This is a genomic window from Pseudomonadota bacterium, assembly GCA_026388255.1.
Lineage (GTDB): Bacteria > Desulfobacterota > Syntrophorhabdia > Syntrophorhabdales > Syntrophorhabdaceae > JAPLKB01.
Genome location: JAPLKC010000043.1, coordinates 23871 through 36882 on the forward strand (window position 1 = coordinate 23871; position 13012 = coordinate 36882).

Annotated in this window: 11 protein-coding genes; 7 read left to right on the plus strand and 4 right to left on the minus strand. The window is 44.0% G+C overall.

The window, feature by feature from the left end:
- Positions 1–37 precede the first annotated feature (37 nt).
- Together NT178_05810 and NT178_05815 are read right to left on the minus strand one after the other, a co-directional pair.
- On the minus strand, positions 38–1237 hold the full coding sequence (locus tag NT178_05810) for an amino acid ABC transporter substrate-binding protein (protein ID MCX5812045.1): 1200 nt from the start codon (positions 1235–1237) through the stop codon (positions 38–40).
- A 453-nt stretch (positions 1238–1690) separates the two neighbouring features.
- On the minus strand, positions 1691–3817 hold the full coding sequence (locus NT178_05815) for a sigma 54-interacting transcriptional regulator (protein MCX5812046.1): 2127 nt from the start codon (positions 3815–3817) through the stop codon (positions 1691–1693).
- A gap of 120 nt (positions 3818–3937) precedes the next feature.
- Between NT178_05815 and NT178_05820 the strand changes: the two genes are divergently transcribed.
- Positions 3938–4135, plus strand: a complete 198-nt coding sequence (locus NT178_05820) for an HD domain-containing protein (protein ID MCX5812047.1) — start codon at positions 3938–3940, stop codon at positions 4133–4135.
- A gap of 287 nt (positions 4136–4422) precedes the next feature.
- Here the strand turns inward: NT178_05820 and NT178_05825 are convergent, their stop codons facing one another.
- Entirely contained in the window at positions 4423–5103 is a 681-nt protein-coding gene (locus tag NT178_05825; protein MCX5812048.1) for an MBL fold metallo-hydrolase, read from the minus strand.
- Between the two features lie 350 nt (positions 5104–5453).
- On the opposite strand from NT178_05825, the gene NT178_05830 reads away from it, so the two are divergent.
- On the plus strand, positions 5454–7025 hold the full coding sequence (locus NT178_05830; GenBank protein MCX5812049.1) for a serine hydrolase: 1572 nt from the start codon (positions 5454–5456) through the stop codon (positions 7023–7025).
- 17 nt (positions 7026–7042) lie between these two features.
- Positions 7043–7786: a DNA repair protein RadC gene (gene radC, locus NT178_05835; GenBank protein MCX5812050.1), complete on the plus strand. Its 744-nt coding sequence runs from the start codon at positions 7043–7045 to the stop codon at positions 7784–7786.
- A gap of 314 nt (positions 7787–8100) precedes the next feature.
- Here radC and NT178_05840 read toward each other — a convergent pair whose 3' ends face one another.
- Complete coding sequence (locus NT178_05840) at positions 8101–10116, minus strand: PAS domain S-box protein (protein MCX5812051.1); 2016 nt, start codon at positions 10114–10116, stop codon at positions 8101–8103.
- Between the two features lie 558 nt (positions 10117–10674).
- On the opposite strand from NT178_05840, the gene NT178_05845 reads away from it, so the two are divergent.
- The 4 genes from NT178_05845 to NT178_05860 are packed head-to-tail and all read left to right on the plus strand — an operon-like array spanning position 10675 to position 13008.
- Entirely contained in the window at positions 10675–11331 is a 657-nt protein-coding gene (locus NT178_05845) for an MBL fold metallo-hydrolase (GenBank protein ID MCX5812052.1), read from the plus strand.
- Positions 11332–11343: 12 nt separating this feature from the next.
- Positions 11344–11868 (plus strand): hypoxanthine phosphoribosyltransferase, encoded by a 525-nt coding sequence (hpt, locus tag NT178_05850; GenBank protein MCX5812053.1) that lies wholly within the window; start codon positions 11344–11346, stop codon positions 11866–11868.
- Positions 11869–11910: 42 nt separating this feature from the next.
- Positions 11911–12393, plus strand: a complete 483-nt coding sequence (locus NT178_05855) for an NAD(P)H-dependent oxidoreductase (protein MCX5812054.1) — start codon at positions 11911–11913, stop codon at positions 12391–12393.
- A gap of 54 nt (positions 12394–12447) precedes the next feature.
- Positions 12448–13008 carry an isochorismatase family protein gene (locus NT178_05860; GenBank protein MCX5812055.1) on the plus strand — a complete coding sequence of 187 codons (561 nt, stop codon included), beginning with the start codon at positions 12448–12450 and terminating at the stop codon, positions 13006–13008.
- Positions 13009–13012: the final 4 nt, after the last annotated feature.

Consider the following 13012-nt stretch of genomic DNA (forward strand, 5'->3'; position numbering starts at 1 on the left):
AATTTCATAACGGAGAAAACAACGTTCTCTTCTCCGATTATTTCCCCCATGGTGGTTTGGGATATATTGGTTTTGCTGTTGTGGCTATCGGGTAGATCACCTCTGCCTTACCGTTGATCACCTGCATCACGTAGGAATATGGCAATGGCAAGCCTTTTTCATCGAATCTGTATTTGCCGCTGATTATGGTGATCTCGTTCTTCCTCAGGAAATTCTTTATGTCATCCTGTTTAAGTGTTTTTGCACCTTCAACACCCTTCTGGAGTGTCTCGATCCAGCTATAGCCGAAGAGGAAGTATTCAGGGGCATCACGTTCACCCCACTTTTCCTTTGCAAGCTTATTGAGTTCCTTGATCCCCGGATAAGGAAGGCTGTTTACCATAATGACTGCCTGGAATACATAGTTGGCATCTGCACCGAGCGTCTTTGTCCAGGCCGGAGATGTGGCGGCAATAGACTGCTGGAAGAACTTCGGGTTGTAGCCCAGTGATTTGGCGGAACGTACGGTGAGAACTGCATCCGGGAAAAATTGAGTACAGTAAAGAAGCTCCGCACCCCGCTCCTTGGCTTTGGAGATAATAGCATCGGCGCTTGTCAGAGGAGGATCATATGATTCCTCAAGAACAATCTTCATACCCAGTTTTTCTGCCCATTTACGCTCAGGGATAATACCTGAACGGCCTATGGGATTGTTCAGTCTGATAAAGGCAACTGATTTCGGTCTGTCTTTGGCAGGCAAACTGTCAAGAAACATAAAAAAGGCGGCGCTAAGCCACTCTCCCATCATAGGAGTAGCGCTGAAGGAATACTGAAACCCCTGACTGAAAGATGCCATGTGACCACCCTGGGAGATATAAATCATGCCGTATTTTTCTGCCACAGGCATCTGAGCGGCACAAGTGTTTCCAGGATATCCACCGATGAGGAGATCAGCTTTGTCTACCGTGATGGCTTTTTCAAGAAGCATGACCCCTTTGTCCGGTTTACCCTCGTCATCATATATTACGAGCTCCACAGGACGGCCCAAAAGCCCTCCGGCCTTATTAATTTTTTCAACCCAATATTCATAGCCCCGTTTTACCCATTTTGCGTTATCCGCAACCGGGCCGGTTATGGGAAGGGTGCCGCCAATTTTTATAGGCTTTCCCTTTGGTTCAGCCGCAGTCGCTAAAGACATTGCGAGCAACGTCATAAAACATACACAGATTAAAATTACGAATAATCTCCCTCTTTTCATTTTAACCTCCAAAAATTATTTTGCATCTTAAACCATTATACAACCATGTTTTGTTTTTCATCGTAATAATACAAATTATTACACATTGTATGCAGCCCATTCAGATCTGGCAAGCTCCTGCCGATAAACACTGCCAGCAACTCTCGGAACATGTGTCAGCAGTTTTTTTGAATTTTCTATAATCATGAATCCTTTCGTGCATTGTAAAACTATACGCTTCATTTAACAGATAAATTGATCAGCACTAAATAACTAATTGCACTACTCATGCCAAAGGATGTTCGCAAATACTTCAAGGAGACAATATATTGATTTGATTGATATTTTGTGATACCCGACAGATCCCGTAAAATGATGTGAAAGCACCATTAGCCCACAGCTTTTGTGGTTATCCGCAGAATATAAGATTATTTGTGGCTTTTTTAGAAAGAGATGGTGGAGAAGAAAATCGGTTCAGATTATTGGGCGCTGGATGCCCAATTTTTTCATCCAATATCTTAGCGTGCTCGCCTTGAGGCCCAGGCACCGGGCAGCCCCGGTAGGCCCTTCAATCTTCCAGTTGGTATCTTTAAGCGCTTTATTGATTTCTCGTTTGTATTTTTCAAGCTGCTGCTCTTTATTTGGAGACTTGCCTGAAAAGCGGAGCGGTATTTCAATATGAAGGTTGCCGCCACTGCTTGTGATCACCGCTCTTTCGATGACATTCTCCAATTCTCTGATGTTTCCAGGCCAGGAATAATTTTGCAATTCCTTAATCGTTTTCATAGAGATTGCATCAAATTGTTTCCCGATTCGCTTTCCATGTTTGTCTGCAAACCATCTCACGAATAGGGGTATATCTTCCACACGTTCTCTGAGCGGAGGAACATAGATCGGGAAAATACTCAAACGGTACCAAAGATCCTCACGGAATCTTCCAGCTTCCACTTCCTTTTCAAGATCCCGGTTTGTCGCCGCAATCACCCGCACATCCGTCTTAATTGTGATACTTCCACCGACCCGCTCAAATTCTCCATCCTGAAGCACACGGAGCAGTTTTGCCTGAAGCTCAAAGGGAAGTTCGCCGATCTCATCGAGAAAGAGGGTCGTACCATTTGCAAGCTCGAACCGGCCCAATCGTCTCGACTGGGCGCCGGTGAAGGCGCCTTTCTCGTGACCGAAGAGCTCGCTTTCTATTAGACTTGGCGTAAGAGAGGCACAGTTAACTTGAATCAAGGGCCTATCCTTGATTTTACTTGCGTTGTGGATGGCTCTTGCGATAAGCCCTTTCCCTGTACCCGTCTCGCCGAGCAAGAGGACGGTAGCATATGTAGGAGCTACTTGCTTTACCTTTACAAGAATCTGCTTCAGTGCAGCGCTTTTCCCCACAATGTCGCTAAAATCGTGTCCAAGGTTGATCTCTTCTCTGAGGTATGTGTAGTCGGCCTCAAAACGCTCTTTGAGTTTTCTTATCTCTGAAAGTGCGTTTTGTAACTTTTCCTCCGATTGCTTCCGTATTAGCGCATTCGCAAAGATCTCTCCGAAAAGACGCAGCCTGGGGATCAAATCTTGAGACCAGGTTCGATGTTTTTTGGTGGTCGTGAGAACAAGAGCACCCACGGTCGAACACGCAACTGATACGGGGATTGATAAGATAGATTTGACACCTATTCTAAGATAGAATTGTCTCACCCTTTCTGCTTCTTTGGGAAGTTCATCAAGGGTTGTCAGTTGCAGGGGTTCGCCCTTTGACCATTTTTCGAAGACATATTGAAGATCTTCAAAAAAGTTTGGGTCGCTTTGCATCCGTTCCTCGATAACTTTGCCGGTCACATTCTCCTTCTCCGGCACCCAGACAAAGGGTAAATCAAATCTAAATGAATGCTTGTCCTCATCGAGAAGATAAAAAACAGATCTATCAACATCCAGAAGCTGCCCCAAACGGCCGAGATCATTTCTTATGACCTTTTCAACATTATTAGTGGGTAAATTGATGTAGGTAGCGGATATTTCAGATAAAAGATGTTCAAACCGTAAGAGTTCATGAATCTGATCCGCCGATTTTTTGCGCTCCATGGCACCGGCAAGGATCCCCCCAAGATGACGGAACTCTACTACCAGTTCATCTGTCCAGATACTGCCATCATGATTTGAAGCAAGAAAAAGTATCCCACGGATTGGTTTGCACGCCTCAAGGGGCACTATCAGGGCAGATTTGATACCTTTATTTGCACAAAAACACCTACCTGCCATCTCATTCTGAGGTAGATCATCAGGCAAATGGGCCAAGGCAAACGTCCTCCCATTGAAAAAATCCGGAAAAATCCACTGAATATCTTCGTCAGTGATTGTGGCCGCAGATCCATCGGTTTCCTGATTTGTATAAGAATATATGATAGTGGCTTTTTTTCCGTCATCCGACAATCCAGTCAGGACAATCCAGTCAAACATGCCAAATTCCTGTGTAAGTTTGAGTCCTTTTTCGATCTCCTGATGAATATCGTAGGGCTGCATTCCAATCAGCTTTGCGGAAAGTTCGAGCAGCGATTTTCTAAACCGATGCATCTTATCCAAGGACGCTTTTTTCTGCGTTAATTTCATTGAGTTTTCCTTATACATCTTTAACATTCTATATGCATGAATGCAACAATGAACCCGACAATTATCTTTAAACTGCATACAGAATGCGGGCTTCTACCTTAAATTGAATTTCCCTGGTCCATTGCTAATATTATCTACCAACGCCATGAAAGCATGGATGGCCCAAGATACCCGAAAAGACTGAAAGGGGATGAGATACTCATAGAAGCACGCATCATTGCCATAGCCGATGTGGTAAAAGCTATGCTTCACGCAGACCATACAGAACTGAAAAGGAATAGATGCAAGGAAATAGAAAAGAATAAAGTATATTTGTAAAAAAAGCATGTCGTGATTATGATAATTCTATGTTGTTGTTTTTATAGGAATAAATCGTATTTCTAAAATGGGTGTGTGAGGGGCTTGGTGCGCTTCCGCCAATTATTCTTTATATTTTCCCAATAATGTGATCGGTACCATAAGTTGGTCTTTGTCGTTTGGTACCATAAATTGGTCTTTGTCGTTTGGTACCATAAATTGGTCTTTGTCGTTTGGTACCATAAGTTGGTCTTTGTCGTTTGGTACCATAAGTTGGTTAAAAGGACCAACTTATGGTACCGATCACATTATTCCCCATACTCGTCAAGATATCGTTCAATATATTCCGTCACCTTTTCGTTTGGTTGATATATGCCAAAGTGGCCTTCACAGAGCACGTCTACTTTAAGAGCAAGGAGCTTTTCCATAGATTTCTGCCAATGAGACATGTTGGCCCCGAATTCTGTAAGGAAGGGGCCGTGGATATCCTGACCGAAAAGTACTCTCTTTTCCCCCCTGTCGAGATAAACCGAGATAGACCCCGGCGAATGGCCGGGCGTGTGAAGACACACAATCTCCTGCCCTCCGAAATTAAAGCGTTCCTCCTTTGTATCAAACTTCACATCAACCGGTAAAGGTTCAAAACGAACACCATACCAGTAAGCTGCTGTCATCGTGTCGTCGCCTCGCTCCACAACATCAGCATCGAGGGCATGCATGATTATACGTGAGCCGAGCCTTTTCCGCAATTCGTATGCACCGCCGACATGGTCAATATGACAATGCGTAAGGATTATTGTTGAAAGTCTGGTAGGGTCAAAACCCAGTTCTTCAATATTCCGTATAATCATGTCAACGCTTGAACCCGCTCCGGTGTCAATAAGCACCATCTCTCCAAGGTTCAACAGATAGATCGAGCAATCCCGTGAATCCGTAAGGTCCGAATCTCCAACGAGATATATATCGTTTATGATTTCCTTTGGTCCCATTTTTTCTCCTTTCACGCGCATGTTGTTTGTCAGTTTATTATTAAGACCTTTTCAAAAGTGCCCTGATTGTTATTCTCTGTTATGTCCCGTCTGCACGGGATTACTGCCCGCTTCGCTCTACTGGCGGAAGCCGGAATCCAGTAAATTCAATAACTTCTGGATACCGGTTTCCGCCAGTATGAAGGCATTTTAGAGTTTTGCAAATGTCTTATTTTTAAATTCCTCAGAATAACAAATATTAACATGTTTTTAATGGCTTGGAAAGAAAGTGTGATCGATTAAAATCCATATAGACATTTTATCAGGATTTTTTTATAGTAAACATAAAAAACTCTTATAAAGGAGCATACATGAGAAAGTTCAAAGGATTACTGACGGCAGTCTTTTGCATTATGGTGCTGTTTTGGCTTCAGGCCGCGTCGTCAGCAGCTGCCTTCAACGCTGAAAGCTATAAAACTTTCGTTAAGGGTGAAATGAAAACATGGAATGTGCCCGGCGCCGCAATCCTGGTCATAGAGGATGGAAAGGTTGTCTTCTCAGAAGGTTTCGGCTACAAGGATATGGAAAAAAAGACTAAAGTAACGCTAAAAACCCTTTTTGGCATCGGTTCATGCAGTAAGGCCTTCGTCTCCCTTCCCATAGGCATGCTTGTTGATGAGAAAAAGATTGATTTTGACAAGCCTGTCCGTGAATACTACCCCGCCTTTCAGCTCAATGACCCCTATGCCACAGAGTACGTGACAATACGGGATTTACTATCGCACAGAACAGGCCTCCCCAGATATGATACAGCCATTGATCCGAAAGACGCATCTAGGGATGAGGCAATGAAAAAGCTTAAATATTTTAAGCTGAATAAAGGGATCAGAGAGCGTTTTCAATATTGTAATTTTCACTATCTGGCAGCAGGGGCCATAGTGGATAAAGTCTCAGGGATTACATGGGAGGAATTTGTTTTAAACAGAATATTCAAACCTCTGAATATGAACAGCTCCAGTCTCTCTCCCGAAGATTTAAAAAAATCCCCTGATTATGCTTTTCCTTACAAAATGAATATGGAAGCATTAAAGAAATTCCCTGAAAATCAGGCAGAGTATGTCAGCGTGCCTTTAAAGAAACTTCCTGTTGAGAATATAGGGGTATACGGGCCTGCGGGCTCCATCAATTCCAACCTTGAAGATATGGCAAAGTGGGTCTTGCTGCACTTGAATCAGGGTAAAATCGGGGATAGACAATTGATTTCAAGGGACGTTTTGACCGAGCTTATTACTCCGCAGATATTGACAGGCGGGCTGCTTAAATATGAAGAAGTTCTGCCCGGGAGCTATGGAATGGCATGGGGGATAACACCCTACCGGGGACATTATCTTGTCAGCCACGACGGCATGATTGAAGGGTTTACCGCGCATGTAGGCTTTATTCCAAGGAAAAACATCGGTCTGGTAATCCTTACCAACAGAGCGGACAACTATGAGTTTATTGCCTCCGTATCCTATTCCACGTATGATAGAGCGCTGGGTTTAAAAGAAATATCCTGGAATAAGAGGTTTATTGATGAATATCCGGCTGCTTTGGCAAATTTGAAAGCAAGCAGGGAAACTGAGGAAAAGAACAGGAAAAAGGATACAAAGCCGTCCCATGCTCTGGCCGATTATGCCGGAAAATATGAGCATCCGGCCTTCGGTGCCGTGAAAATAGAGCTTAAAGACAACAATCTCGTATTTTCTTTAAGGGATATTAAAGATACGATCACAACGCTCAAACACTTCCAGTACGACACCTTTAAAACATCGAGCAAAAGCATTATCGGAGGCTTTGATATGAAAATGACCTTCATGATGAATGAAAACAGCGATATAGACAGACTATTATTGCCCTTTGAGCCGGCTGTTAAAGATATTGTCTTCAGGAAGGTAAAGTAGTATCAGCAGGGGGCATTATGATTGACAATACATCCTTTACTGTCCGCGATATGCCGAAGGAAGAAAGGCCCAGAGAAAGGCTTCTCCGGCTTGGCCCGGAAGCGCTTTCCTCGCCGGAACTTCTGGCGCTGATTATCGGTCGCGGAGTTTCAAAGAGATCAGTCATGACCATCGCTCAGGAATTATATGCAAAATTCCGCAGCGTCAGGGGCATAAGCGAAGCAACCATAGAAGAACTTTCAGAAATTAAAGGCATCGGCCCGGCAAAGGCAATACAACTCAAGGCGTCTTTCGAGCTTGCAAAAAGGCAGGAACTGGAAACCGAGAATGGATTTGAGGGCATGGATGTCAAGAATCCTCAGAGTGTTGTTAAAGCTATACGGGCAAGTATCAAGGATATGAAAAAAGAGCATTTTATGCTCATTATACTTAACACGAGAAATAAGATTATTCGCATTGAAAACATCTCTGTAGGCACCCTCAACGCCAGTCTGGTACATCCCAGAGAAGTTTTCAATAAAGCGATTGCCCACACCGCGTCATCGGTGGTTATCGCCCATAACCACCCCTCCGGTGACCCGGAACCCTCTGAAGAGGACCTGAAAATTACCCGCCGTCTTATAGACGCAGGCAGAATACTCGGCATTGAAGTCCTTGACCACATTATCATAGGAAAATATTCCGCAAAAAGCACGATTATCGGGGAAAGCAAACCCGAAAAAGAAAGCTATTGCAGCTTCAAGGAAAAAGGGCTCATATAGATAAGAGCCGATATTCGGGTTTTAGAGATAGTTTTATCACAGGCATCGGGGCCTATTTTATTGTAATCGTTTTAGATGAGAATTTTAATAGCCGCAGTTTTTCCCGCCCGTCTCATAGCTCTGGCGGACAGGAACCTGCGTAAATAAAAATGTGGAACAAAAGCATAACAGCACAGGAAATCAGGAATCTCAATATCTACCCCTGGGCAGCATTATCGTGGAAGAACAGATTCGTTCATCCATTGACACAACGAGCGAATCCTTAAAGCCCTTATGTAGTCAATCAATAGATTGAAAATTAGCACGACAAACGATCAATTACCATGAAGTATTTTTTCCACTAAATTCTTCACTTCTTTTCTCTTGAAAGGCTTTTTCAGGGCCCCCTGAAAGCCGTAATCGGCATAGTTCACAATGACAGGATCATCCACATAGCCGGAAGCAATTATGGCCTTGATAGATGGGTCGATCTTTAACATCCACTCCATGGCAAACTGACCCCCCAATCCCTGGCGAACCGTCAGATCCAGAAGCACCAGATCAAAGGGCGCCCCGGAATGGAGAGCTTTTCTGTAAGTATCAAGCGCCTCCTGTCCATCCTTCACATCCGTTACATCATAACCCAGTCGCTCCAGATAGGCCCGCTCGATCGCACGAATCTGAGGCTCATCGTCCATGATAAGGACCCGGAACGTATCGGTCGATAATGTCTTCTTAAACTCTTTTTCCTTGGCCGGATCCATCGGTTCCGGAAGATAAAGGGCAAAAGAAGTGCCTTTTCCCGGTTGAGATTTCACTGTGATATGGCCGCCGTGTTTCTTCAAAACAGAATAACAGACCGCCAGCCCAAGTCCAAGTCCCTTCTGGGCATCCATCTCCTTGGTAGTGAAATAGGGATCAAATATCTTCGACAGATGCTCATAGGGGATGCCTATGCCCTCATCGGTAAAGGTCATTTTGAGATACGGTCCCCCTTTGAGGGCAAGATCTTCTCCGTCAGGTATCTCAACATTCTCAACCTGCACCGTAAGATTCCCTCCCTGGGGCATGGCCTCCACAGCGTTCGTCGTCAAATTGTAAAAACACTGCTTCATCTGTAGTTTGTCTACCTCAACAGGTCTGAGATTATCCATAAAGTCGAACTTCACACTGACTTTTGTTCCCTTTGCTGTCCTGTGGACAGCATCCCTGATGATCTCAGTAACATCAAAGATTTTCATGTGGGGACCCCCGCCCCGGGAAAACGTGATCAGCTTGCTGGTCAGATCCTTTGTCTGCTCAATACTTTGCATAGCAGTCAACAGCCGTTTGCGAGAAACATGATCAGCGGGCAGGTTTATGAGGGCCAGATCAATATACCCCCACGCTATAGCCATCAGATTGTTGAAGTCATGGGCAATCCCACCGGCCAAAACACCCAGGGACTCCAGTTTGTGAGCCCGGAGCAGTTCCTCCTCCATCCGCTTACGGTCGGTGATGTCGCGCGAAATGGAGAGAGCAGCCTGTCTGCCAAGATACTGGAACTTGCGGATGTTGCTCTCCACGGGGATTCTAAGTCCATCCTTCGTCACATGAATCGTATCAACGAGAATGTCTACCTGTGAAGTAAGGCTAATTCGTTTGTCGGCAATCCGTTCATATTCTTCCGGCAACGTGATGTCCCGTGGCGCGAGGGACAGCAGCTCCTCCCTCGTATAACCCAGACGGCGACAGGCCACATCGTTGACCTGGAGAAAACGCCCGGGCAGACCTTCCTCGTCCAAATCGTGCAAGAAAACGGCGTCGTTGATGCTCTCGAAAAGAATGCGGTATTTCCCCTCGCTCTCCCATAGCGCCTCCTCCGCCAGCTTGCGGTCAGTGATGCCCTCAACTGTCCCTTCTTGGTAAATTAACGCACCTTCATCGTTTCTAATTGCACGGGCATTTAGGGATGCCCACACAGGTTTTCCGTCTTTATTGAGGAGTTGTGTCTCAAACCCCTTGATTATCCCTTCCGCTTCAAGGGTGTTTTTGAACGTTTCGCGATCTGCCGGATTTGCATAATATTGTCCGCCGATATCAGTGATTTGCTCCATGAATTCCTGCGGGGAATTATAACCTAAGAGCTTTGCCAGGGCAGGATTAGCGGAGAGCAATCTTCCTTCCATTGTGGCCCGAAAGATACCTTCTACAGCGTTTTCAAAGAGGGAACGGTATTTGGTTTCGCTCTCATGCAACGCTTCCTCAACTCGCTTAAGTTCGGTTTCCGTTTGTTCCAGTTCGTGGATTCTCTTTTTTAATACAGATATCTCTTTGATCAGTTCCGGCTTTGTCATGGATGGATCTTTCATCTTACCTTCCTATGGTATAAAATAGTAAGGAAAAATATCAAGATACTAAGAATACTATCTTTTGAATGCAAAAATGTCAATGCTTCAGGTTATTTATTACTATTTGAAAGCTACTATGAAAGTTAAAAAGCTGTCTGTGTTTGTTTCGGGAAGCTATACGTAACATATCCTGCTTTCTCTCTTAATATTGGTTACTTACATCCTATTTTCCTTTTACTCATGGCACCTTCTTCTTGTAAATATAGCACAGGATCATCCGCTACATTCAGTCATTTTTGGAGTAAACGGCAATCCGTTCAAATTAATACCCGTTTTTGCCACTTGAATAGCAAGATTTCTGTGCACTTCAGGCAGTACGCGTACATAAATTTGCGCCGTATCTTTTACAGGAAATCGGTGGAGGATATGATTGAAAAAGGTGTATAATATAAGATGGTTTTATGAAGATGGTGGATCAATTAACTGACCCACTGCGAGAAGGTAGAGCGTTAAAGTAAAAAACTTTCGCAGTAAGCTGCGGGGAATTTGTCCGCTTGAAATTAAAAGGAGGGTACAATTATGAAGATTAAATTTTATGGACACTCGGCATTTATGATAACAACTGATACGGGCATAAGAATTATTACCGACCCTTACCAATCAGGCGCCTTCGGCGGGGCGCTGTCATACGGTGAAATTACCGACGAAGCCAATATCGTACTTGCAAGCCATGACCATGAGGACCATAATTATACAAAAGATATTAAGGGAAAATTTACGCACATAACAAAAGCCGGTACTCATAATGTTAACGGTCTGAAAATAAAGGCAATTCCAAGTCATCACGACACATCAAAAGGCAAGGACAGGGGTAACAACCTCATATTTGTTGTATATGCCGATGAACTCACAATAGTGCATGCCGGTGATTTGGGCCATACCCTGGAGAAGGAAGCTCTCGAGGAAATCGGAAAAGTCGATATCCTGCTAATTCCTGTCGGGGGTTTTTACACCATTGACGCACAGGAGGCTACGAAAGTTATGGATGATCTGAAGCCTGCCATCACCATACCGATGCACTTTAAAACTGATAAATGCAATTTTCCCATCTCGGATGTCACGGAATTTATCGGGGACAAAAAAGGCGTTAAGAGGGCAAAAGCTTCTGAAATTGAGATCAAAAAAGAGTCGCTGCCAAAAGAACATGAAATAATAGTTCTGGAACCTGCATTATAGGAGATATTTGATATGCTTAAACCTTTATTTACAAAAGAAGAAATTGACAATGCTGTGAGAGGCCTTGCTTTATCTATCGAAAGAGACTTTGACGACGAGGAAATTTATTTTGTTTGCCTTCTGAAAGGCTCTTTTATGTTTATGTCAGACCTCATACGATATATTAAAAACCCGTCAAAAATTGATTTTATGAGGGTTTCGTCCTATGGAAACGCTATGGAATCCAAAGGGGAAATCATTGTCACAAAAGACATTGAAGAAGACATACAAGATAAGAACGTGATAATCGTCGAAGACATTATTGATTCAGGGCTCACGCTGAGGAGTATAAAAAAGATGCTCCTTGAAAGAAATCCAAAATCCTTGAAGATTTGCGCGCTTCTTGATAAAAGGGCAAGGCGGCAAGTGGAAATGGAAGGCGATTATGTGGGGCTTACTATAGAAGACGGTTTTGTTGTGGGCTACGGGATTGATTACGCAGAGCAATATAGAAATCTCCCGGAAATATGCGTGGTTGAAAAAGACTGCGTGGAATGAGCAGGTTGTGAACAACATAGCATCTTCAATGTGGAGGTAAATATGCAGGTATTGGTTATGTATCATTCGAGGTCCGGCAACACTAAAAGAATGGCCGAGGAAATTGCAAAGGGAGTCAATGAGGCAGAGGGCTTAATCTGCTTGGTAAAACCGGTAACAGAAGTCACAAAAGAAGATTTTTTGTCTTCGGATGGCATTATTGCAGGCTCTCCTGTTTATTTCGGTTCAATGGCAGCCGAATTGAAAGCGGTTTTTGATAAGCTTGTTGTTGTTCGCAAACAGATGGGCGACAAGGTGGGCGCTGCCTTTGCAACTTCCGGCGATCTTTCCGGCGGAAAAGAAACCACTATGATCTCCATTATCCAGGCATTTCTCATATACGGAATGATTGTAGTTGGCGACCCCTTAGATGCAACAGGTCATTACGGTGTTGCATGCACAGGCGCACCGGATGAAAAAACAGTCCTTAACGCAAGGAAACTCGGAAAAAGGGTTGCATTGCTGGTTAAAAAATTAAAAGGTTGAGTTTATTAACTCCACAGCAAAGTGGAACTGGACAAACTATCATGGAGGATTAGAATGACAGCAGAACAGCATGACAGGCAAGGCTTGATTGCAAGAGAGGATTGTGTCCTTGTGATTATCGATGTCCAGGAGAAATTAGTGCCGGCAATATCGGACAAAGAAAACGTTGTTGAGAATGTGCTTCGGCTTGTCAGATTCGCAAATATAATGAGGCTGCCCATAGTGGTAACTGAGCAGGAAAAGCTTGGCAATACAATTCCTGAAGCAAATAAAGAACTGGAATATGCTCATCGGATAAAAAAAGTTCATTTCAATTGTTTTTTCTGTGGTGACTTTTCTGACTGGATTAACAAGCTTGGAAAAAGCACCCTTATTCTTGCGGGGCTTGAGGCTCACATCTGTGTGGCCCAGACTGCAATCTTTGCACTGCCCCGCTTCAATGTGCACATTATGAGCGACGCTGTTTCTTCCAGGGCAAGGGGAAACCATATCGTTTCCATGGAAAGGATGCGCCAGTGCGGCGCTGTAATATCATCCACCGAGATGTTCATTTATGAGTTATTACAAAAGGCAGGAACCAATGAGTTTAGGTCTGTCCTCCCGCTTGTAAAGTAGCGAT

Excerpts from the sequence above, each read along its gene's own strand:
- NT178_05845 (MCX5812052.1), top strand. The coding sequence starts at position 10,675 with ATGAAGATTAAATTTTATGGACACTCGGCATTTATGATAACAACTGAT.
- NT178_05830 (MCX5812049.1), top strand. The coding sequence starts at position 5,454 with ATGAGAAAGTTCAAAGGATTACTGACGGCAGTCTTTTGCATTATGGTG.
- NT178_05860 (MCX5812055.1), top strand. The coding sequence starts at position 12,448 with ATGACAGCAGAACAGCATGACAGGCAAGGCTTGATTGCAAGAGAGGAT.
- NT178_05810 (MCX5812045.1), bottom strand. The coding sequence starts at position 1,237 with ATGAAAAGAGGGAGATTATTCGTAATTTTAATCTGTGTATGTTTTATG.
- hpt (MCX5812053.1), top strand. The coding sequence starts at position 11,344 with ATGCTTAAACCTTTATTTACAAAAGAAGAAATTGACAATGCTGTGAGA.
- radC (MCX5812050.1), top strand. The coding sequence starts at position 7,043 with ATGATTGACAATACATCCTTTACTGTCCGCGATATGCCGAAGGAAGAA.
- NT178_05825 (MCX5812048.1), bottom strand. The coding sequence starts at position 5,103 with ATGGGACCAAAGGAAATCATAAACGATATATATCTCGTTGGAGATTCG.
- NT178_05815 (MCX5812046.1), bottom strand. The coding sequence starts at position 3,817 with ATGAAATTAACGCAGAAAAAAGCGTCCTTGGATAAGATGCATCGGTTT.
- NT178_05840 (MCX5812051.1), bottom strand. The coding sequence starts at position 10,116 with ATGAAAGATCCATCCATGACAAAGCCGGAACTGATCAAAGAGATATCT.
- NT178_05855 (MCX5812054.1), top strand. The coding sequence starts at position 11,911 with ATGCAGGTATTGGTTATGTATCATTCGAGGTCCGGCAACACTAAAAGA.